At 64.5% G+C, this 20,017-nt stretch carries 18 protein-coding genes; 8 read left to right on the top strand and 10 right to left on the bottom strand.

The annotated features are described in order from the left end of the window. Positions 1 to 52 precede the first annotated feature (52 nt). The 4 genes from fdhD to NX775_RS11065 all read right to left on the bottom strand — a co-directional run bounded on the left by fdhD (position 53) and on the right by NX775_RS11065 (position 5,383). The gene (fdhD, locus tag NX775_RS11080) at positions 53 to 910 is read right to left on the bottom strand and encodes a formate dehydrogenase accessory sulfurtransferase FdhD (protein WP_258836068.1); all 858 of its coding nucleotides are present in this window, start codon (positions 908 to 910) and stop codon (positions 53 to 55) included. After that, positions 907 to 3,234, bottom strand: a complete 2,328-nt coding sequence (locus tag NX775_RS11075; protein WP_258836067.1) for an FdhF/YdeP family oxidoreductase — start codon at positions 3,232 to 3,234, stop codon at positions 907 to 909. The genes fdhD and NX775_RS11075 overlap by 4 nt, the downstream gene beginning before the upstream one ends. A 216-nt stretch (positions 3,235 to 3,450) precedes the next feature. Continuing rightward, entirely contained in the window at positions 3,451 to 4,719 is a 1,269-nt protein-coding gene (locus tag NX775_RS11070) for a nitronate monooxygenase (RefSeq protein WP_258836066.1), read from the bottom strand. Between the two features lie 178 nt (positions 4,720 to 4,897). Beyond that, positions 4,898 to 5,383, bottom strand: coding sequence for a YajQ family cyclic di-GMP-binding protein (locus tag NX775_RS11065; RefSeq protein WP_258836065.1), 486 nt, complete (start codon positions 5,381 to 5,383; stop codon positions 4,898 to 4,900). 143 nt (positions 5,384 to 5,526) lie between these two features. On the opposite strand from NX775_RS11065, the gene murB reads away from it, so the two are divergent. The 6 genes from murB to blaOXA (NX775_RS11035) all read left to right on the top strand — a co-directional run bounded on the left by murB (position 5,527) and on the right by blaOXA (NX775_RS11035) (position 11,098). Beyond that, on the top strand, positions 5,527 to 6,543 hold the full coding sequence (murB, locus tag NX775_RS11060; protein ID WP_258836064.1) for a UDP-N-acetylmuramate dehydrogenase: 1,017 nt from the start codon (positions 5,527 to 5,529) through the stop codon (positions 6,541 to 6,543). 10 nt (positions 6,544 to 6,553) lie between these two features. After that, complete coding sequence (locus tag NX775_RS11055; RefSeq protein ID WP_258836063.1) at positions 6,554 to 7,261, top strand: SDR family oxidoreductase; 708 nt, start codon at positions 6,554 to 6,556, stop codon at positions 7,259 to 7,261. Between the two features lie 92 nt (positions 7,262 to 7,353). After that, complete coding sequence (locus tag NX775_RS11050; RefSeq protein WP_258836062.1) at positions 7,354 to 7,737, top strand: BlaI/MecI/CopY family transcriptional regulator; 384 nt, start codon at positions 7,354 to 7,356, stop codon at positions 7,735 to 7,737. Continuing rightward, positions 7,734 to 9,449, top strand: coding sequence for a class D beta-lactamase (gene blaOXA, locus NX775_RS11045; protein WP_258836061.1), 1,716 nt, complete (start codon positions 7,734 to 7,736; stop codon positions 9,447 to 9,449). Before NX775_RS11050 ends, blaOXA (NX775_RS11045) begins: the two co-directional genes overlap by 4 nt. A gap of 9 nt (positions 9,450 to 9,458) precedes the next feature. Continuing rightward, positions 9,459 to 10,322, top strand: coding sequence for a subclass B3 metallo-beta-lactamase (bla, locus tag NX775_RS11040; RefSeq protein ID WP_258836060.1), 864 nt, complete (start codon positions 9,459 to 9,461; stop codon positions 10,320 to 10,322). Then, positions 10,322 to 11,098 (top strand): class D beta-lactamase, encoded by a 777-nt coding sequence (gene blaOXA / locus NX775_RS11035; protein WP_370660586.1) that lies wholly within the window; start codon positions 10,322 to 10,324, stop codon positions 11,096 to 11,098. Before bla ends, blaOXA (NX775_RS11035) begins: the two co-directional genes overlap by 1 nt. Before the next feature lie 84 nt (positions 11,099 to 11,182). Here the strand turns inward: blaOXA (NX775_RS11035) and NX775_RS11030 are convergent, their stop codons facing one another. The 5 genes from NX775_RS11030 to NX775_RS11010 form a co-directional block, all read right to left on the bottom strand. Continuing rightward, positions 11,183 to 12,415, bottom strand: coding sequence for an argininosuccinate synthase (locus NX775_RS11030; RefSeq protein WP_258836058.1), 1,233 nt, complete (start codon positions 12,413 to 12,415; stop codon positions 11,183 to 11,185). 104 nt (positions 12,416 to 12,519) lie between these two features. Further along, positions 12,520 to 13,443: an ornithine carbamoyltransferase gene (gene argF / locus NX775_RS11025; protein ID WP_258836740.1), complete on the bottom strand. Its 924-nt coding sequence runs from the start codon at positions 13,441 to 13,443 to the stop codon at positions 12,520 to 12,522. A gap of 84 nt (positions 13,444 to 13,527) precedes the next feature. After that, positions 13,528 to 14,442, bottom strand: coding sequence for a ribosome small subunit-dependent GTPase A (rsgA, locus tag NX775_RS11020; RefSeq protein ID WP_183550427.1), 915 nt, complete (start codon positions 14,440 to 14,442; stop codon positions 13,528 to 13,530). Then, positions 14,439 to 14,783: a 4a-hydroxytetrahydrobiopterin dehydratase gene (locus NX775_RS11015; protein WP_258836057.1), complete on the bottom strand. Its 345-nt coding sequence runs from the start codon at positions 14,781 to 14,783 to the stop codon at positions 14,439 to 14,441. The genes rsgA and NX775_RS11015 overlap by 4 nt, the downstream gene beginning before the upstream one ends. Then, positions 14,780 to 16,042 carry a M48 family metallopeptidase gene (locus NX775_RS11010; protein WP_258836056.1) on the bottom strand — a complete coding sequence of 421 codons (1,263 nt, stop codon included), beginning with the start codon at positions 16,040 to 16,042 and terminating at the stop codon, positions 14,780 to 14,782. The genes NX775_RS11015 and NX775_RS11010 overlap by 4 nt, the downstream gene beginning before the upstream one ends. A 47-nt stretch (positions 16,043 to 16,089) precedes the next feature. Here NX775_RS11010 and orn point away from each other — a divergent pair, with 47 nt between their 5' ends. Together orn and NX775_RS11000 are read left to right on the top strand one after the other, a co-directional pair. Continuing rightward, positions 16,090 to 16,674: an oligoribonuclease gene (gene orn / locus NX775_RS11005; RefSeq protein WP_183550437.1), complete on the top strand. Its 585-nt coding sequence runs from the start codon at positions 16,090 to 16,092 to the stop codon at positions 16,672 to 16,674. A gap of 100 nt (positions 16,675 to 16,774) precedes the next feature. Next, a complete protein-coding gene (locus NX775_RS11000) occupies positions 16,775 to 19,276 on the top strand; it encodes an ATP-binding protein (protein WP_258836055.1) in 2,502 nt (833 codons plus the stop codon). 27 nt (positions 19,277 to 19,303) lie between these two features. On the opposite strand, the gene NX775_RS10995 is transcribed toward NX775_RS11000, so the two are convergent. After that, a complete protein-coding gene (locus NX775_RS10995) occupies positions 19,304 to 19,990 on the bottom strand; it encodes a UPF0149 family protein (RefSeq protein WP_183550443.1) in 687 nt (228 codons plus the stop codon). Positions 19,991 to 20,017 lie beyond the last annotated feature (27 nt).

Below are 20,017 nucleotides of genomic sequence, written 5' to 3'. Positions count from 1 at the left end.
ATCGTTGTCGCGCGCCGCGTGTGCGGCGTGCGCAGGCGTCTATATCAAGCGCTCAGGTCAGGCGCTGCGGGTGGCTGTAGACGACGTGGCGACCGGCGCGCACGAAGCCAGCCAGCGTCACGCCCGCTGCATCCGCCAGGCGAACAGCCATGGCCGTGGGCGCCGAGATGGCCGCCAGCACGGCGATCCCGGCGCGCGCGGTCTTTTGCACCATCTCGAAACTGGCACGGCTGGTCACGACGACGAAGCCGCTGTCGGCTGGCACGCCATCGTGCGCCACCGCGCCGATCAGCTTGTCGAGCGCATTGTGGCGGCCGACGTCTTCGCGCACCGTGCGCAGTACGCCATCGCGGTCGGCCCAGCCCGCCGCGTGGACGGCGCCGGTTGCCAGGTGCAGGTGCTGGCGCGCCGCCATCGCGGCCATCGCGCGGTGCAGTGCATCGGGCGCAAACTGTGTCGTCACGCCATGCGCGCCGCCATCGCGTGCATCGATCAGGCCCGTTTCGCGCTCGAACCAGGCCAGGCTGTCCACGCCGCACAGGCCGCAGCCGGTCTTGCCGGTGCGTGCACGCCGCGTTTCCTTCAGGCGCGCCATGGCGCCGGGGGCAATCTCCATCGACAACGTGATGCCGTGCGGACCCGTCTCGATGGTGATGTCGCGGATATCTGCCGCCTGGCGCACGATGCGCTCGGACAGTGAGAACCCCAGCGCGAAGTCCTCCAGGTCTTGAGGCGAAGCCAGCATCACGGCGTGGCTGATGCCGTTGTAGACGAGCGCTACCGGCACTTCCTCGGCCAGCACTTCGGCCAGCGCCTCGCTCGCGCCGGCCTGCCAGCAGGCCGCCGGCACGCTGCTGGCTACCGGATAATCCGGCCCGCCGTCACCGGGGAAGGACGTGCGCGCGTTCATGCAATGCTCGTTGCTGCGCTGGTTGCCCCACGGGTGCTGCGCTCGAGCAGCACATCGATGGCTTTTGCCGCCGGCACCTTGCTTTCCTTCGCGTGGTGCCACAGCGGAATCAGCGGATTGCATTCCGGGTAATAACCGGCGATGCAGCCGGACGGCACATCGTAGGGCACGATCTGCAAGCCTTCGACCCGGCGATTCACGCCGTCGTCTGCATGCGTGCGCAGCGCCACGACGTCGCCCTTGCCGAGGCCATAGCGTTCCATGTCGGCCGCGTTCATGAACAGCACCATGCGGCTGCCGTGCACGCCGCGGAAGCGGTCGTCATTGCTGTAGATGGTCGTGTTGAACTGGCCATCGCTGCGGATCGTAAACAGGCGCAGGATGTCGGGGCCGCCCGGCATGTTCGGGTTGCCTGGCAGTTCTTCGGGCACCGTGAATTCGGCCTTGCCGCTCTCGGTTTTCCAGATGCGCTCGGCGGCGGCCAGTGGCTTGCGGTAGCCGCCCGGCGTCCACATGCGCTCGTTCAGATCCTTGAAAATCTCGGGGAAGGTCACGCCCATCGCCTTGCGGATGACGCGGTAATCGGCCACCCAGGCGTCCCAGTTGACATTGGGGTTGGGCGCCAGTGTCGCCTTGGCAATGCCGGCCACGATCGCCGGTTCGGACAGCAGCCCGGGCGCGGCTGGCTCGGTCATCCCGCGCGAGCCGTGCATGTGCGACGTGCTGTCCTCAACCGACACGGACTGGTTGCCCGAGCCTTGGCGGTCAATCTCGATCCGGCCCAGGCATGGCAGCAGGTAGGCCGCCTTGCCGTGAATGACGTGGTTGCGGTTGAGCTTGGTAGCGATCTGCACCGTCAGCGGCAGCTCGCGCCAGGCCGCTTCCATCAGCACCGTTTCCGGCACGGCGCGCAGGAAATTGCCGCCCAGGCCGATGAAGCCCTGCAGATCACGCTTGATAATGGCTTCGCAGGCATCCACCGTCGTCAGGCCCATGTCGCGCGGCGGCTCGAAGTTGAATTGTTCCTTGAGCTTGTCGAGCGGCGCCAGTTCGGGCTTTTCGGTGATCCCGACCGTACGCTGGCCCTGCACGTTCGAGTGACCGCGCACCGGGCAGATGCCGGCGCCCGGCTTGCCGATATTGCCGCGCAACAGCAGCAGGTTGACCAGCATCGTCACGTTCTGCACGCCATTGCGGTGCTGGGTCAGGCCCATGCCGTACACGCCCAGCACGGCGCTCGACCTGGCATACACGCCCGCTGCTTCTTCGAGCGCCGCTTGCGACAGGCCCGCTTCGCGCTCGATGGCTTCCCACGAGCAGGCACGCACGGCCTGCTCGAAGTCGCCGAAACCGTTGGTGTGTTCCTGGATGAATGCGATGTCGATCACGCGCTGTTCGCCGGCTGCCAGCGCTGCATCGTCAAGCGCGAAGATCGCCTTGCACATGCCCATGATGACGGCTGTGTCGCCACCCGGCTTGACCTGATGGTACTGGGTCGAAATCGCCGTCTCTTGTCTGGTCAGCATTTCCAGTGGCGACTGCGGATTGGTGAAGCTCACCAGCCCGCGCTCGCGCAGCGGGTTGAAGGTGATAATCGGCACGTCACGTTTGCGCGCTTCTTGCAGCTGGTGCAGCATGCGCGGGCTGTTGACGCCCACGTTCTGGCCGAAGAACAGGATGCAATCGGTGTCCTCGAAATCGCTCAGCTTGACCGTGCCCACCGCGATGCCGATCGTCTTTTGCAGGCCGACCGACGTGCTTTCGTGGCACATGTTCGAGCTGTCCGGCAGGTTGTTGTTGCCATACATGCGCGCCAGCAATTGGTACATATACGACGTTTCCAATGAGGCGCGGCCCGATGCGTAGAACACGACCTGCTTGGGGTCAAAGCCGCGCAGCGCGGCGCCGATCTCGTTGAAGGCCACGTCCCATTCGACCGGCAGGTATTTATCGCTGGCGGCGTCGTAGCGCAGCGGCGTGGTCAGGCGGCCGTGGTCTTCGAGCTCATGGTCGCTCCAGCCTTCGAGCTCGGTCAGGGTGTGGCGCTGGAAAAAGTCGGCGCCGATGGACTTGCTCGTGGTTTCCCAGGCGGTGGCTTTGGCGCCGCTGGAACAGAATTCGAAGGGATGCGGATTGGCCGGCTTGGCCCAGGCGCAGCTGACACAGGCGAAGCCATCGGTCTTGTTTTGCTTGAGCAGCAAGCCCGTGTCTTTGACGACGACGTTCTGGTCGGTCAGGATCGTGCTGACGTCGCCAACGGAACCCCAGCCACCGGCCGGCATCGTCGCTTTGGTAATACGGACCTGCTTTTTCTCTTCGCTCATTGCTCACTCCCGCTGATGGAATGGTTACCGTAACGTTCATGCAAGACGGCTTCGGTGCGCCTGCGCACATTCAGCGGCGATCACGGGGCAGGGGCGGGACAAGGCGGTTCAATCTGCCGTAAACATAAAAAACGTCAATCCCGCGGGGGCAGGAATGACGTTTTCATGGCCGCCGTACGGCGCGGCAACAGCAACAGGCGAGATTACGTCGCGGGCTTACGCCGCGATGATGTCCTGTTTCTCGGGCAAGGCGATCTCGTTGTTGACGCTGAACTGGTAATCCTCGAACACGTGCTGGGCGCTCAGGATCTGATACTTGCCATCGGCCAGCAGATGCGACGTGTCCTTCAGGCGGTACGTGTAATGTCCGCACGTCCAGCAATTGAAGTTGCGCATGTGCGTGCACAGGCAGGTCTTGTCCATCACCGTGACTTTTTTCAGTTCCGGATGCGCCTGCACCTCGCGGTTGTAGGCATTGATGTACGAGCAATTGCCAGTCGCATCGAGCAGATAGCCATACGACTCGCAGCCCGGGCGAATGCCCGAGCCAATGGCCGGCGTATTCTTGAGCATGCGCATCGGATAGCCGGTCGGCGAGATGCCGTTGACTTCGATGTCTTCTTCGCTGGCGCGGAAGTATTCCTGCTTGACGTCGTCAGGCAGGCCGCATTCGGTGGTCACGGTAAAGCGCGTGGCGACCTGGACGGCGCCGGCGCCTTTTTCGAGGAAGCTGACGGCATCCGAACCGGTGAACACGCCACCGGCGGCAATCACCGGGATGCCCAGCTGCTCGGCCTTCACGAACGCATGGATCTCGTCCATGATCGTGTGCAGGTCGTATTGCTTCCAGTCATCCATGCCGAAGCCCAGGTGGCCACCGGCCAGCGGGCCTTCGACGATGATGAAGTCGGGCTTGCGGTCCAGGCGCGAGACTTTGCGCAGGAACAGTTGCAGCGCGCGCACGGACGAGACGATGATGCCCAGGTGCGCATCACGGAAACGCGGGTGATCCTTGATCAGCTCGAACGAACCCAGGTGCAGGCCGGCCGACAGCGTGATGCCGTCAATGCCGCCGTCCAGGGCTGACGCCAGGCGCACGCGCAGCGTTTCCTTCGGCGCGTTCATGGTCAGCTTTTCCATGCAGTTCACGTAGATCAGGCCATCGCCTTTCTTCGCTTCCATGGTGGAGCTGACATGACGGCGCGTAGCCTCGGCCAGGTGATCCAGATCGAACTGGACCACGGCCTTGTTCATGTTGTTGATGTTGAACTTGTAGGTCTTGGTTTTTTCCTTGACGTACGTGGTGTCGAACTTGCGGTCGGACACGTCTTGCGACATTGCATCGGAGATATGGCCGATCCCGCCCAGGCGGGCTGCTTCCAGCGCCAGCTCGGACGTCGAAATGTCCACACCCATTCCGCCGATCATGATGGGCACGTATTCCTTGTTGCCCATGCGCAGGCGGAAATCATCAACACGTTTCATTGCTATCCTTAGACTACCTAATCTGCCCGGAGTGGCTGCGGTGCGTAATACTCGACCCCTGGTCGATGCACGGCGCCATTTTACTCCAAGCGTTACAAGGCTTCAGCGGACACATTGTCCACGGATCGCCCTGTGCCAGCGCCGGTCATGCCGGCCCGTTGCAACGCGCTGATACCGATCAGTCGCGGAAGTTGTTGAAGGCCAGCGGCAGGTCTTCCACGTCCTTGCGCAGCATGGCCATGGCCGTCTGCAGGTCGTCGCGCTTGGCGCCCGTGATGCGCACCGATTCGCCCTGGATGCTCGCCTGCACCTTCATCTTGCTTTCCTTGACCAGCTTGGTGATTTTTTTCGCGTCGTCGGTTTCGATACCGTTGCGCACCTTGATCACCAGCTTGACCTTGTCGCCGCCGATTTTCTCGACCTTGCCTTCGTCCAGAAAGCGTACGTCGACCTTGCGCTTGGCCATCTTGTTGATCAGGACGTCCTTGACCTGGGTCAGCTGGAAATCGGAATCGGCAAACAGCGTCAGTTCCTTGTCTTTTTGCTCGACATTGGCCGAGCTGCCCTTGAAATCGAAACGGGTCGTGATTTCTTTGTTCGATTGCTCAACCGCGTTCTTTACTTCGACCATGTCTGCTTCGCAGACGACATCAAATGATGGCATGGGGTGTCCTTGTTTTGTCTTGCATGTAGATGAATCGCTCTATTTTAGCGGACGGCGGCCCGAATCGCGACCGTTTCACCCGTGTGGAAAGCCGGCAATGCACGAACCACTATAATGAAACGACACTTTTACGCCGTTACATCATGCCTCTCATTCACGACCAGCCGCTCGACACGTTCAATACCTTCCGCATTCCCGCCCGCGCGCGCCACTACCTGCGCGTGGATGGCGCAGAGCAACTTGCCGCGGTGCGTGCCGATCCGGCGCTGGCTGCCTTGCCACGCCTGGTGCTTGGCGGCGGCAGCAATCTGCTGTTCACGCGCGACGTCGAGGGCCTGGTGCTGCACATGACCGGGCAGGGCCGCGAGGTGCTGGGCGAAGAGGCCGGCAAAATCCTCGTACGCGCCCAGGCCGGTGAAAACTGGCACGGCTTCGTGCGCTTCACGCTCGAGCAGGGCATCGGCGGGCTGGAAAACCTGTCCCTGATACCCGGCACCGTGGGCGCCGCGCCTATCCAGAATGTGGGGGCGTATGGCGTCGAAACCAAGGACGTATTCCATAGCCTCACTGCCTACGACATGGCAAGCGGCGCCACGCGCACGCTGGACGCGGCCGCCTGCCGCTTCGGCTACCGCGACAGCATCTTCAAGCATCTAGACGGCGCCAATCTCGTCGTGCTGGACGTGACGTTTGCCCTGCCGCGCGCATGGCAGCCAAACCTGCGCTACGCCGAACTGGGCAATGCAGTGCGCGACGCGGGCTTGACGGCGCCCACGCCGAACGACATCGGCCTGATGGTCGAAGCGATCCGGCGCCGCAAGCTGCCCGATCCGCGCGAGATCGGCAATGCCGGCAGCTTCTTCAAGAACCCGGTGGTGTCAAACGCCGAATGCACGCGCCTGCTCGCGCAGTTCCCGACCCTGGTGCACCACGCCCAGCCGGACGGCACGTTCAAGCTGGCCGCGGGCTGGCTGATCGACCAGTGCGGCTGGAAGGGCCGCCACCTGGGCGCGGCCGGCGTGTACCACAAGCAGGCGCTGGTGCTCGTTAACCTGGGCGGGGCCACGGGGCAGGATGTTGTCCGGCTGGCCGCAGCCATCCAGGCCGATGTGGCGGCGCGCTACGGCGTGATGCTGGAACCCGAACCCGTCTTCATCTAAGGAACACCTCATGAAAAAAGTCATCGTCACCGGCCACACCCGTGGCCTCGGGGCCGCCATCGCGGCCGAACTGCAATCGCGCGGCCTGGCCGTACTGGGCCTGGCGCGCGGACGTTCTGCGCTGGCCGGGATCGAACAGGCCGAAGTCGACATGGCCGATCCGGCTGCATTGCAGGCCTGGCTCGCCGGGCCAACGCTGCGCGATTTCCTTGCGGGCGCCGATACGGTGTACCTCGTCAACAATGCCGGCGTCGTCACGCCAGTGGGCCCGCTTGCCGCGCAGGATCCGGCAGACGTGCTGCAGGCGGTGATGCTCAACGTTGGCGCGCCGCTGGCGCTGGCCGCCGCATTCGTGCAGGCCGCGCCCGATGCGGCGCGGCGCATCCTGCACGTGTCCAGCGGGGCAGGGCGCAATGCCTATCCTGGCTGGGCCGTGTACTGCGCGACGAAGGCTGCGCTCGACCAGCATGCGCGCGCCATCCAGCTTGATGGCGACCCGCAGGTGCTGGCGGTCAGCCTGGCGCCGGGCGTCATCGACACCGACATGCAGGCGGCGATCCGCGCGACACCGGACGCCAACTTCCCGCTGCGCGAGCGCTTCGTCGAGCTGAAGGACACGGGCGGCCTGACCTCACCCGAGGACTGCGCGCGCAACCTGGCCGATTATCTGCTCGCACCTGGCTTTGGCCGCGAAGCGGTCGACGATCTGCGCAACTGACGGCGATAACAATTTCTTGTTGACGCAGGTGCGACACTTGTCGCATCATTGCGGCAAGCGTCACATTAGGCGTCATATCAAGGACTGTTGCCATGGCCGTACCCTCGATTTCCGAACTTAGCCTGCTCAAGGCGCTGTGGCGCCAGCAGCCGCTCAGCGCCCGTGAAATCCACGACGCCGTCGAGGCCGAACTGGGCTGGTCGTATTCGTCCACCCGCAAGACGCTCGAGCGCATGCTCGACAAAGGCATGGTGCGCCAGGAGCTGCGCCATGGCGTGCAGGTCTATGCGGCGGTCAGCGACAAGGTCGATACCTTGGCCGCGTTCGCCCACGATTTCGGCAAGCGCGTGATGGAGATCGATACGCCGCTGCCGGTCAATATGTTCACCGGCAGCAAGCTGGTCGACGACGATGAACTCGCGCGCCTGGAGCAACTGCTCAACGACTGGCCAGTCGACAAGGACGCGGCGCCATGAACCTGCTCGACGCGACCCTCATCCGCTTCCTGTTCGCCAGCATCGGCTGTCTGGCCGCCGGCCTGGCTGTGTGGGGCGTGCTGGCGCTGGCGCAGCGGAACCTGCCGGCGCTCGGCATGCAGCGCACCCCGTGGATGCTGGGGCAGGTCGCGCTTGGGGCCACCTTCATTATCCTGATGCTGCCGCAGGCGCAGCAACTTCACATGCTGCCTGTGTTCGACGTCGACCTGTCGCCCATGACGGCCGCCACGGTCGCCACGTCCCCCCAGACTCTCGGGCCCATCGGCACATTAGTAGAACCCCGCTCGTGGCTGGCCTGGACCGCGTGGACTTGGGCACTGGCTTACACGGGCGGTCTGCTGTGGATGCTTGCGCGCCTGTTCCATGGCCAGCGCGCGCTGGCGCAGTTGCTGCGCGCCGGTGCGCACCTGTCAGCGGATGGGGCGCTGCCACCCATGATCGAAGTCGATGCCCCCATCTCCCCGATGCTGGTTGGCCCGTTCCGACCGCGTCTGCTGTTGCCGCTGGCCCTGCGCACAATCGATCCGCTGCAGCGCGAGCTGATCGTTGCCCACGAACTGACGCACTGGCGCCGGGGTGATCTGTGGTGGCTCGCCGCCTGCGCGCTGCTCCAGGCGCTGTGCTGGTTCAATCCCGCGATGCGCCTGCTGCGCGCGCGCCTTGTCTGGGCCCAGGAGTTGGGCTGCGACCGCGACGTGCTGCGCGGCCGGCCGCAGGTCCAGCGCAAGGCCTACGCTGCCGCGCTGGTCGCGCAGTTGCGCTTTCAGTACCAGGCGGCGCCAGCCAATGCGCTGGCCTTCGGCGGCGTTGCGCCGGACACGCTGGCTGCACGTGTCGCGTTGATCCGCACGCCGTTCCTTGCCCGGAATGCTGGCCGTGCCCGCTGCGCCGGCCTGGCCGCACTGGCGCTGGTGTTTGGCGCCAATCTGGCCCTGCAGCCAGCGCTGGCCTGGGGCGATGCACCGGAAACGCTCGACTGCACGCTGATGCTTGATGCTGCCACGGGGGCGGTGCTGGTCGAGGAAGGGCGCTGCGACGTACGCACCACGCCGGCGTCGACCTTCAATATCGCCGTGAGCCTGATGGGTTTTGACGCCGGCATCCTGCAGGACGCCCACACGCCGGCGCTGCCGTTCAAGGCAGGTTACATCGACTGGCAGCCGTCGTGGCGCGCCACTACCGACCCGACGAGCTGGATCCGCAATTCGACCGTCTGGTATGCGCAGCAGGTCACTAGCCGGCTGGGCGAACGCCGCGTACAGGATTACGTGGGTCGCTTCAACTACGGCAACCAGGACCTCACCGGCGGCGTCGACAGGGCCTGGATCTCGTCGTCGCTGCAGGTCTCGCCGCGCGAGCAGGTCGCTTTTCTGCGCAAGGTCGCCAACCGCCAACTGCCCGTCAGCGCGCACGCCTTCGACATGACGGCGCAGCTGCTGCGCTTGCCCCTGCTTGCCAATGGCTGGCAGGTGTACGGCAAGACCGGCACTGCCACTGATGATGGGGCCGGGGACACGGACCGCGCGCTTGGCTGGTTCGCCGGCTGGGCCACGAAGGATGGGCGCACCGTCGTCTTCGCACGCCAGAACCTTGGCCCCGGTCACCCGGACCGCGCGGCCGGGCCGCTCCTGAAAGAACGCTTCCTGCGCGCGCTGCCGGGAAGACTCGCTACGCTGTCACCGTCCACATAAGGAATCGTCATGATGAAACACACAAGCCTGGCACTGGCCGCGGCTGGCCTCGTTGCGTGCCTGCAGCCTGCTGCAGCCAACGACTGGAACACGCCGCAGAAACCGTTTGCCCTGTACGGCAACACCTACTATGTCGGCACGCATGGCCTGTCGGCGGTCCTGATCACATCGCCACAGGGCCACATTCTGATCGACGGCGGCAGCGAGAAATCGGCTCCGCAGATCGTGCGCAATATGCGCCAGCTCGGCTTCAAGGTCGAAGATATCCGCTTCATCCTGAACTCGCACGCACACTCCGATCACGCAGGCGGCATCGCCGAGCTGCAGCGCCTGTCGGGCGCCGAGGTCCTGGTCGGCAGCGCTGCCGTACCCGTGCTGGCGAGCGGCCAGGCCGACAAGGGTGACCCGCAATACACCGACCTTCAGCCGATGGCGCCAACTGCCCGCGTGCGGGCCGTAACTGACGGCGACGTCGTCAAGCTCGGCCCGCTGGCCGTGACGATGCACGCCACGCCTGGCCACACGCAGGGCGGCGCAAGCTGGACCTGGAACGCCTTCGAAGGCGGCCGGACGGCGCACATGGTGTACGCCGACAGCCTGAACGCGATCGCAGCTGGGCCATTTCGCTACCGTGGCCATCCATCCTACCCGGCGGCGCGCGCGGACCTCGAACGTTCAATTGCGACAGTGGCCGGCCTGCCGTGCGATGTGCTGGTCTCGGCGCATCCGGAAGGCAGCGACCTGTGGCAGCGCTACGCCCGCCGTGCCTCGCGGGGCAACGCCGCTTTCATCGACACCACCGCCTGCCGAACGTATGCCGACAAGGCGCGCGCGCGTCTGGCCGCCCAACTGACCAAGGAAGCAGACCAATGATCAAGCATGTTCTTGCACTTGTCCTGATGGCGTTCGGCGCCGTCGCCCAGGCCACCGAATGGCGCGACAGCCTGGCCGTCACGCAGCTGTTCAAGAAAGAGGGCGTCACCGGCACCTTCGTCGTGCACGACGTGGCCCAGGACACCGACACGGGCCACGACCGCCAGCGCGCCGCCAAGCGGTTCATCCCGGCGTCGACTTTCAAGCTGCCAAACTCGCTGATCGCACTGAGCACGGGCGCCGTCGCCTCGGTCGACGAGATCGTGCCGTACGGCGGCAAGCCGGTCGCCCGCCCCGAGTGGGCCCGGGACATGGGCCTGCGCGAAGCGATCAAGATATCGAACGTGCCTGTCTACCAGGAAATGGCGCGGCGCATCGGCCTGGAACGCATGCGCGGCGCGCTCGTGCGCATGAATTACGGGAACATGGAAACCGGCACGGTGGTGGACCGCTTCTGGCTCGATGGCCCGCTCGAAATCAGCGCGCTCGAGCAGACGGCGTTCCTGGCCCGGCTGGCGCAGGGCCAGCTGCCGTTCGAGAACGTGCACATGGAGGCCGTGCGCGCCATCGCGCGCCAGGACGGCCCGGCCGAACTGTATGCGAAAACCGGCTGGGGCAAGCGCCCCGGCCAGCCCGATATCGGCTGGTGGGTCGGCTGGATCAAGAAGGACGGCAAGCTCTACACGTTCGCGCTGAACATCGACATCCCGGACGGGGCCGACGACAAGCGCGTATCGCTGGCGAAAGCAGCGTTGCAGTCATTAGGGCTGCTGTAGCATCGCGTTCAAATGACGCTGCAAAAAAAGCCGCCCGAGGGCGGCTTCTCTGTGCCTGGCCAGCCTTGCGGCCAACCAATCGGCTTACTGCCCGCGCTTGGCGCGTGCCTTCGCCGCAATCCGCATGCGCAGCGCATTGAGCTTGATGAAGCCGCCCGCGTCAGCCTGGTTGTACGCGCCGCCATCTTCATCGAACGTTGCGATGTTCATGTCGAACAGCGAATCGGTCTTCGAATCGCGCGACACGACAATGACATTGCCCTTGTACAGCTTGATGCGCACCCAGCCGTTGACCGTGGCTTGCGTGTGGTCGATCAGCGTCTGCAGCGCGACGCGTTCCGGCGCCCACCAGTAGCCGTTATAGATCAGCGACGCGTAGCGTGGCATCAGGTCATCCTTCAGGTGCGCCACTTCGCGGTCGAGCGTGATCGATTCGATGGCGCGGTGCGCGCGCAGCATGATCGTGCCGCCCGGGGTTTCGTAGCAGCCGCGCGACTTCATGCCGACGTAGCGGTTTTCCACCAGGTCCAGGCGGCCGATGCCGTGCTTGCCGCCCAGGCGGTTCAGCTCGGTCAGGACCGCGGCTGGCGACAGGCGCTTGCCGTTCAGGCCGACGATGTCGCCGCGCTCGAATTCGACGTCCAGGTATTCCGCTTCGTCCGGCGCTGCTTCTGGCGAGACAGTCCAGCGCCACATCGATTCCTCGGCTTCGGCGCTCGGGTTTTCCAGGTGACGGCCTTCAAAGCTGATGTGCAGCAGGTTGGCGTCCATCGAGTACGGCGCGCCGCCGTTCTTGTGCTTCATGTCCACCGCGATGCCCGCGTCTTCTGCGTACTTCAGCAGTTTTTCGCGCGACAGCAGATCCCATTCACGCCATGGCGCGATGATCTTGACGTCCGGCTTGAGTGCATAGGCGCCCAGCTCGAAACGCACCTGGTCGTTGCCCTTGCCGGTCGCGCCGTGCGAGACGGCGTCGGCGCCGGTTTCATTGGCGATCTCGATCAGGCGCTTGGCGATCAGCGGCCGCGCGATCGACGTGCCCAGCAGGTATTCGCCTTCGTACACGGTGTTCGCGCGGAACATCGGGTAGACGAAGTCGCGCACGAATTCTTCGCGCACGTCGTCGATATAGATGTTCTCTGGCTTGATGCCGAACTTGATGGCCTTGGCGCGTGCCGGTTCCAGTTCTTCACCCTGGCCGAGGTCGGCGGTGAAGGTGACGATTTCGCAGCCGTAATTGTCTTGCAGCCATTTCAGGATGACGGAGGTGTCGAGGCCGCCAGAATAGGCCAGTACTACTTTCTTGATGTCGCTCATGGGATGTTCCAGTGATGGAGGGAGGGTAATGGTCAGCTGGCTCGCAAATCCAGCCCGGCAAGCGCCGGGATGGACGGCCAACGATCAAGCTTCAGGGGTAAAAATCAATCTTCGATACGGCCGAGCAGCAGGTACTCGATCAGGGCTTTTTGCACGTGCAGGCGGTTTTCGGCTTCGTCCCAGACGACCGATTGCGGGCCGTCGATGACCTCGGCGGCCACTTCTTCGCCGCGGTGCGCCGGCAGGCAGTGCATGAACAGCGCGTCGCTCGCGGCGCGGGCCATCTTGGCTTCGTCGACGATGAAGCCGTCAAACGCCTTCATGCGCTCGGCGTTTTCCTTCTCGTAGCCCATGCTGGTCCAGACGTCGGTATTGACCAGGTGCGCGCCTTCGCAGGCGTCCGACGGGTTGTCGAACAGCGTGTAGCGCGTGGTCGAGACCAGGCTCGGGTCCATCTCGTAGCCTTTCGGGGTGGCGACGTTCAGGTGGAAGCCGAAGACTTCGGCTGCCTGCAGCCACGAGTACAGCATATTGTTGGCGTCGCCGATCCATGCGACGGTCTTGCCGGCGATCGAACCGCGGTGTTCGTGGAACGTGAACACGTCCGCCAGCACCTGGCACGGGTGGTGTTCATTGGTCAGGCCATTGATGACCGGCACGCGCGAGTTGGCGGCGAAGCGGTCGATGATGTCCTGGCCAAAGGTGCGGATCATGATGATGTCGCACATGCGGCTCATCACCTGGCCAGCGTCTTCCACCGGTTCGCCACGGCCGAGCTGGCTGTCGCGGGTGTTGAGGTAGATGGCGGCGCCGCCCAGCTGGTGCATGCCGGCTTCGAACGACAGGCGCGTGCGCGTCGAGCTTTTTTCGAACACCATCACCAGCGTGCGGTCGACCAGCGGGTGGTACACCTCATAGGCCTTGAACTTGCGCTTGATGATGGCCGCGCGCTTGATGACGTATTCAAACTCATCGAGCGTGAAGTCGGAAAACTGCAGGAAGTGCTTGATCGGTGGGGTACTCGTCATCATAAGTCTGCTCGTGTCTGCTGCTATGTTTGTCCCTTGAATTATAAGGGGAATTTCTTTCCGTTAGGGAAAGTAGTCAGGGTCTCAATACAGGGTCTGCGCCGATTCGTGCAGCAATTGCCCGTAGAGTTCATGGCGGTGCTTCCAGATCTTGCCCGCTGCGACGGCATCGAGAATGGCGCAGAACGGCTCGGCCAGATGGCGGCAGTTGTAGTACTTGCAGCCGCCCAGGTAGGGCTTGAACTCGACGAAGGCGCGCTCGAGCATGCCTTCGCTCAGGTGGTACAGGCCAAATTCCTGGAAGCCCGGCGAATCGATGATCGCCCCGGCCTTGCCATCGACTTCCGGCAGCCAGTACAGGCGCGTGAAGGTCGTCGTGTGCTTGCCGGTATCGAGCGCAGCCGAGATTTCGCGCACGGCGATATCGGCGTCCGGGATCAACAGATTGATCAGCGACGACTTGCCCATGCCCGACTGGCCGATGAAAATCGACGACTGGCCGGCCAGCAGCGGCTTGAGGATCTCGACCGTTTCTTCAGGATGCGCCTGCGCCGAGACCTCGTGCACCGGGTAGCCGAGGCGCGAATACTGCGCGGCACGTTCGCGTGCGCGGGGCAGCAGGTCCGTCACGTCGGTCTTGTTGAGGATCAGGTGCGCCTCGATGCCGGCCGCTTCGCATGCCACCAGCGAGCGCGACACCAGGTCGTCGGCAAAGCCTGGCTCGGTGGCAATCACGACGAACAGGCGCGAGATGTTCGCCGCCAGCAGCTTGGATTTGTACTGGTCGGAGCGGTACAGCAGCGTGGTGCGCTCGGCGATGCGCTCGATCACGGCCTGGTTCTCGGACGTCCTGACCACGTGGACGACGTCGCCGACGGCCACATTGGTCTTCTTGCCGCGCGTGACGCACTGCAGTTTTTCGCCGTCGATGTCGGCCAGGTAGTGGCGGCCATGGGCCGCGATGATGGTGCCGGTCAGTTCAGTGGGGGATGCGCTCATGCGGTTTCCTGGTTGAGGTACAGCGCATTGGCTTTCGCGGCGCAGATAAAGTCGTTGTCGGACAGCGCGCTGCCCGCGGAATGGGTGGTCCAGCTGACGCGGCAGGTGGTGTAGCCGACCGTCATCTCGGGATGATGGTCTTCTTGTTCGGCCAGCGTTGCGACCGCGTTGACGAATGCGATCGTGGCGCGGTAGTCCGGTAGCGTGAACGTGCGGGCCAGGACGCTGTCGGTCACTTCCCAGCCGGGCACTTCGTGCAGCAGCGTGGCGATGGCCGCCCCGTCAAGCGCGACCGCCTTGCGCGTGCAATGGCGCGACGTGAGTGGTGGCGTCAAATTCATGCGGCCGCCATCGTCAGACGCTTGACCCGGACCGACGCCGGCGGGTGCGAATCGTAGAACGCCGAGTGCAGCGGATCGGGCGTCAGCGTCGACGCATTGTCTTCGTACATCTTCACCAGCGCCGACACCAGGTCGCGGTGGTCGGTGTGCTGCGCAGCGAAGGCATCGGCCTCGAATTCGTGCTTGCGCGACGTGATGGAACTCAGCGGCGCGAGCACGAAGGTGAACACCGGCAGCACGAGAATGAACAGGATCAGCGCCATCCCATCGTTCGACGCGTTCATGAACGGCAGCACGCCCAGGCCCGTGTAGAACCAGGCCTGGCCCTTCAGGTAGCCGAGCAGGGCAAGGAAGGCCAGCGAGATCGCGAACATCGTGGCCACGCGCTTGACGATGTGGCGCAGCTTGAAGTGGCCCAGCTCGTGCGCCAGCACAGCTTCGATTTCCTGTGGCTCCAGGCGCGACAGCAGCGTGTCGAAGAACACGATGCGCTTGGCCCGGCCAAAGCCCGAAAAATACGCGTTGCCGTGGGCGCTGCGCTTACTGCCGTCCATGACGAACAGGCCGCGCGACGCAAAGCCCACGCGCGTCATCAAGCCATCGATGCGCTCCTTGAGGCTGACGTCGGCCAGGGGCGTGAACTTGTTGAACAGCGGCGCGATCACGGTCGGGTAGAACGCGATCATCAGGAGCTGGAAGCCGCTCCAGACGAACCACGTGTACAGCCACCACAGCGCGCCGCTGGCTTCCATCAGCTTGAGCACGACCCACAGCAGCGGCAGGCCGATCAGCGCGCCCACGAACGTGCTCTTGACCAGGTCACCCAACCACAGGCCGGGCGTCATCTTGTTGAAGCCGAAACGCTGCTCGAGGACGAACTGGCGGTACCAGTCGAGCGGCAGGTCGAGCACACTGGCGATCACGGCAAACGCGACGACCAGCACCAGCTGATGCATCAGGCCGGGGCCGGTGAATGGCAGGATTGCCAGCGACAGCAGTTGCAGGCCGCCCATCAGCGTGAAGCCGATCAGGACGATGGCGCCCCACAGCGTGCCGATCAGGCCGAGCCGGGTCTTGGCGACGGTGTAGTCGGCCGCTTTCTGGTGCGCCGCGAGCGGCACTTTCGGCGCAAACTCGGCCGGCACGCTGGCGCGATGGCGCGCGATATGCCGGATATGGCGCGCGGCCAGCCAGGTGCGCAGCGACAAGGTGAGCAGCAGGAAAACGACGAACAAAACCGAAAACGCGAATGAAGACATTCTGTGCCTGTGAGAAAATGCAGGATTGATTAGGCAAAGAGAGAATTATGTCACAAGCGACACCTTCCGCAGTGCCGGGCACGCCCCAGCGGCCCAATGAATTCAACCTCGTCTGGCTCGACATGGAAATGACGGGCCTCGACCCGGACAACGACCGCATCATCGAGGTCGCCGTCGTCGTCACCGATCCAGACCTGAACATCATCGCCGAAGGCCCGGTGTTCGCAATCCACCAGTCGGATGAAACACTCGACAAGATGGACAACTGGAACAAGGGTACCCACGGCAAGTCGGGCTTGATCGACCGCGTGAAGGCGTCGACCGTGACCGAAGCCCAGGCCGAAGTCGAGCTGATCGAATTTCTCAAGCAGTACGTGCCGAAGAACAAGTCGCCGATGTGCGGCAATTCGATCTGCCAGGACCGCCGCTTCATGGCGCGCGGCATGCCGAAGCTCGAGGCATTCTTCCACTACCGCAACCTCGACGTGTCGACGCTGAAGGAACTGTGCCGACGCTGGAAGCCCGAGCTGGCGTCCGGCTTCAAGAAGCACCAGAAGCACACGGCCCTGGCCGACATCGTCGAGTCGATCGAAGAGCTGCGCTACTACCGTGAGCACTTCATTAAGCTGTGATGCCTTAACGGTAATCCGAGAGTTGTAAAGTTGCGCAAGGGCCACTGCCAAACCGGAAAAAGCTGCAATCCGGCAAGCAAGTTATGCGACAATCCTGCGCATGGCCTCGCTCTCCGCTACCGTTTTTTCGGGTGACAGTGTGATGGCTGCGCAGATGCGCAGCCACGACTGGCGCCAGTGCCCGCTCGGCGCACCCGACACCTGGCCGCCGTCTCTCCAGACGGCCGTCGACATGTTGCTGCATTCCGCCTTCCCGATGTTCGTTGCGTGGGGGCCACAGCACATCGTCCTGTACAACGATGCCTATATCCCGATGCTCGGCGAGCGCCACCCAGGCGCGCTCGGTAAGCCGTTCGCGGCCGTGTGGCCCGAGGTCTGGCCCGAGCTGCAGCCGCAGATCGAACGCACGATGGCGGGCAAGCCGGTCTTTTTCGAAGATTACGGGCTATGCCTGCTGCGCAACGGCTATCCCGAGCGCGCCTGGTTCACCTTTTCGTACGCCCCGCTGCATGCCGACGGCGGCAGTGTCGGCGGCCTGTTCTGTACCGCGATGGAAACCACGGCCCGCATGCTGGGCGAGCGCCGCGCGGCGTTCCAGCTCATGCTGTCCGACGCGCTGGCCGTGCTGGCCGATCCGGGTGACGTGATTGCCACCGCCAGTGCGCTGCTGGGTGCAGAATTAAGTGCAGACTCGACCGCGACGCGCGCGCGGTATGCCGAGATCGATCCGCTCAGCGGGACGTTGGCCGCACCCTGCCTGTCGGCGCTGGCGGGCAGCGCGCCGCAGGCGCAGCCGGACCGCTTTGGTTCGGCAATGATGGCCGCGCTGCAGCAGGGCGCCGTGGTGAGCATCCACGACGCCGCCAGCGATCCGCGCGCGCTCCAGTCGCCGTTTGGCGAGCGCGTAGGCGCCATGCTGGTGGTGCCGTTGATGTCGGCGGGCCGCCTGGCCGCGTGCCTGTGCGTCGATGCGCCGACGCCGCGCGCGTGGACCGAACACGATATCCGGCTGGCGCGCGACGTTGCCGAGCGCACCTGGGCGGCGGCCGGCACGGCGCGTGCGCATGCGATGCTGCGCGAAGAGCGTGACCGGGGCCGCGAGATCTTCGCCAATATCTCGGAAGGCTTCGTGCTGTTCGACCGCAACTGGGTGATGCAGCACATGAACACCGAAGGCTTGCGCATTTGCGCCGTCACGAGCGACGAGGTCGTCGGCCGCAATCACTGGGACGTGTTCCCGGCCATGCGGGAGTGCGAGGCCGGGCGCATGTACCAGCGCGTGATGGCCAGCCGTAAGGCGGGCAGCGCCGAACAGTGCCGCGAGTTTCCCGATGGCCGCCGCGTCTGGATCGATCTGCGCGCCTATCCGACCCAGGACGGCGGCATCGCGACGTTCTTCCGCGACATCACCGACCGCAAGCTGGTTGAAGAAAAGCTGGTGGAGGCCGACCGCCGCAAGGATGAATTCCTGGCGATGCTCGCGCACGAGCTGCGCAATCCGCTCGCGCCGATCAGCGCCGCGGCCGAGCTGCTCCGGCTCGGCAACGTCGATGTGCGCCGGGTGCACCAGAGCAGCACCATCATCAGCCGCCAGGTGCGCCACATGACACGGCTGGTGGACGATCTGCTCGACGTCTCGCGCGTGACGCGTGGCCTGATCACGCTGGGCCAGGCGCGCGTGGCCGCGCGCACCGTCATCGAAGAAGCGATCGAGCAGGTGCGTCCGACGGTCGACACGCGCGCGCAGACGCTCACCGTGCGCCTGCCGTCGGCTGGCATCGCGGTGCTCGGTGACAAGGCGCGCCTGGTGCAGGTGGTGGCCAACGTGCTGGCCAATGCGGCCAAGTACACGCCGGCCGGGCGCGGCATCGACCTGCGCGCCGACCTGCACGGCAACCGCCTGGTACTGAGCGTGCGCGACGAAGGCATCGGCATGGACGTCGAACTGACCGGGCGCGTGTTCGACCTGTTTACGCAGGCCGAGCGCTCATCGGACCGCGCCCAGGGCGGCCTGGGGCTCGGGCTGGCGCTGGTCAAGCACCTGGTCGAGCTGCACGGTGGCACGGTGGGCTGTTCGAGTCCGGGACTGGGCAAGGGCAGCACCTTCGTCATCACGCTGCCGCTGCTGCTCGAAGAAGCGCCGAACCTGCCAGAGCCGGTCGTCGCGGCACCAGCCGGCATCGCGCGGCTGAAAGTGCTGGTGGTCGATGACAACACGGATGCGGCCGAGATGCTTGGTTTGCTGCTGGCGGCGCAGGGGCATGACGTGGCGATCGAACACGGGGCGCTGGGCGCACTGGCGCGGGCGCGCAGCATGCGGCCCGATGTCTGCCTGCTCGATATCGGTTTGCCTGAAATCGACGGTCATGAACTGGCGCGGCGCCTGCAGCAGGATCCTGGAATGGCCGATTCGGTGCTGGTGGCGGTGACAGGTTACGGGCAGCCGCAGGACCGCGATGCGGCATTGGCGGCAGGGTTTGCGCACCACCTGGTCAAGCCGCTCGATGTGGAGGTATTGCTGGAGGTGCTGGCCGGCGTGCCGGGCAGGGTGCCCGGGCAGCAGGTTCGCGAAAACGTATGGGAACAGGTCGGGCAGGATTGACGGCCAGGCCGTCAATCCTGCGGCTTGTTATTCAGCGCCGCAGCACTTCTTGAATTTCTTGCCGCTGCCGCAGGTGCAATCGTCGTTGCGGCCGACTTTCGGCTCGTCTCGCACGATCGTTTCCACCGCTGGCTTGCGCAGTGGCAGCCAGTGGCGGTAGATCGCCGGCACGTTGGCCTCGATCTGCAGCGCCAGGGCATGCACCTTGACCGGATCGTCGACTTCGGCCAGTTCGGCTTCTTCGATTTCGTCCGCGCCCAGCAGGTAGATCGGGCGGATCAGTTCGGCGACGTCGCTGTCCCAGATCGCATCCCACGAGCCGGCGCGCAGTTCGACGCCTTCCCAGAAACCCCAGCACCAGGCTTCCGGATCGATCAGCACCTTGCCATCGACCTCGTGCTCGCAGAACAGCGGCTCGAAATCCTTTGGCGCGACCTCGAACGTGATCAACACTTCGTTCATGAAGCGCATGATCAGGTTGACGATGCGTTCTTCGTCGCGCTTGTTCTTCCATTTCGGCGCGGCGGCCTCGTCTTCGCCCCAGACCATTGGCAGCCATTCGGCCGGCATGATCGATTCCGGACCGATCGCGATGGCGGTCAGGTAGCCGTGCAGGGTGTCCATCGTCATCGCGTCGTCGGAACAACGGTCGGAGAGCAGGAACTGGTCGAGTTCGTCGAATTCTTTTTCGGAGAGGGGCTGTTCGAGGTGCATGGGGTAGGTGGTCTGTGGCGCGAGCGC

Origin of the sequence: Massilia aurea, assembly GCF_024753205.1 — a bacterium.
Taxonomy (GTDB): Bacteria; Pseudomonadota; Gammaproteobacteria; order Burkholderiales; family Burkholderiaceae_D; genus Telluria; species Telluria aurea.
This window is presented reverse-complemented; position numbering and strand designations above follow the sequence as displayed.

Excerpts from the sequence above, each read along its gene's own strand:
- NX775_RS10995 (WP_183550443.1), bottom strand. The coding sequence starts at position 19,990 with ATGCACCTCGAACAGCCCCTCTCCGAAAAAGAATTCGACGAACTCGAC.
- NX775_RS11055 (WP_258836063.1), top strand. The coding sequence starts at position 6,554 with ATGAAAAAAGTCATCGTCACCGGCCACACCCGTGGCCTCGGGGCCGCC.
- rsgA (WP_183550427.1), bottom strand. The coding sequence starts at position 14,442 with ATGAGCGCATCCCCCACTGAACTGACCGGCACCATCATCGCGGCCCAT.
- NX775_RS11010 (WP_258836056.1), bottom strand. The coding sequence starts at position 16,042 with ATGTCTTCATTCGCGTTTTCGGTTTTGTTCGTCGTTTTCCTGCTGCTC.
- murB (WP_258836064.1), top strand. The coding sequence starts at position 5,527 with ATGCCTCTCATTCACGACCAGCCGCTCGACACGTTCAATACCTTCCGC.
- NX775_RS11050 (WP_258836062.1), top strand. The coding sequence starts at position 7,354 with ATGGCCGTACCCTCGATTTCCGAACTTAGCCTGCTCAAGGCGCTGTGG.
- bla (WP_258836060.1), top strand. The coding sequence starts at position 9,459 with ATGATGAAACACACAAGCCTGGCACTGGCCGCGGCTGGCCTCGTTGCG.
- NX775_RS11000 (WP_258836055.1), top strand. The coding sequence starts at position 16,775 with ATGGCCTCGCTCTCCGCTACCGTTTTTTCGGGTGACAGTGTGATGGCT.
- NX775_RS11030 (WP_258836058.1), bottom strand. The coding sequence starts at position 12,415 with ATGAGCGACATCAAGAAAGTAGTACTGGCCTATTCTGGCGGCCTCGAC.
- argF (WP_258836740.1), bottom strand. The coding sequence starts at position 13,443 with ATGACGAGTACCCCACCGATCAAGCACTTCCTGCAGTTTTCCGACTTC.
- NX775_RS11065 (WP_258836065.1), bottom strand. The coding sequence starts at position 5,383 with ATGCCATCATTTGATGTCGTCTGCGAAGCAGACATGGTCGAAGTAAAG.
- NX775_RS11015 (WP_258836057.1), bottom strand. The coding sequence starts at position 14,783 with ATGAATTTGACGCCACCACTCACGTCGCGCCATTGCACGCGCAAGGCG.
- orn (WP_183550437.1), top strand. The coding sequence starts at position 16,090 with ATGTCACAAGCGACACCTTCCGCAGTGCCGGGCACGCCCCAGCGGCCC.
- blaOXA (WP_258836061.1), top strand. The coding sequence starts at position 7,734 with ATGAACCTGCTCGACGCGACCCTCATCCGCTTCCTGTTCGCCAGCATC.
- fdhD (WP_258836068.1), bottom strand. The coding sequence starts at position 910 with ATGAACGCGCGCACGTCCTTCCCCGGTGACGGCGGGCCGGATTATCCG.
- NX775_RS11070 (WP_258836066.1), bottom strand. The coding sequence starts at position 4,719 with ATGAAACGTGTTGATGATTTCCGCCTGCGCATGGGCAACAAGGAATAC.
- NX775_RS11075 (WP_258836067.1), bottom strand. The coding sequence starts at position 3,234 with ATGAGCGAAGAGAAAAAGCAGGTCCGTATTACCAAAGCGACGATGCCG.